Raw genomic sequence first — 292 nt, forward strand, 5'->3', positions numbered from 1 at the left:
CGACGGGGCGGCCCGGATAGCCCGCGCGCAGACCGCTGATCACGAGCCCCGCGGGCGTCCCGGTGGTGGTGGTCATGGCAGCGGTCACGCCTTTCCGGAGGTACGGCCCCGGTCCTGGCGGAGCAGGACCCAGAGCAGGAAGGGGCCGCCGAGCACGCTCGTGACGACCCCGGCGGGTATCTCGACGGGCGCCACGACCCGGCCGAGCGCGTCGGCGGCGGCGACGAGGAACGCGCCGGTGAGGGCCGCGCCCGTGACGGGTACGCGCGTCGGCCCCGCGAGCCGCGCGGCG

General features: G+C 78.1%; 1 protein-coding gene. It reads right to left on the reverse strand.

Annotation, left to right across the window (positions count from 1 at the left end; genetic code table 11):
* Nucleotides 1-84 precede the first annotated feature (84 nt).
* On the reverse strand, nucleotides 85-292 hold a 208-nt coding region (locus G3I42_RS10140; RefSeq protein ID WP_164284468.1), incomplete at its 5' end, for an iron chelate uptake ABC transporter family permease subunit.

The organism is Streptomyces sp. SID11385 (assembly GCF_010548245.1).
Lineage (GTDB): Bacteria > Actinomycetota > Actinomycetes > Streptomycetales > Streptomycetaceae > Streptomyces.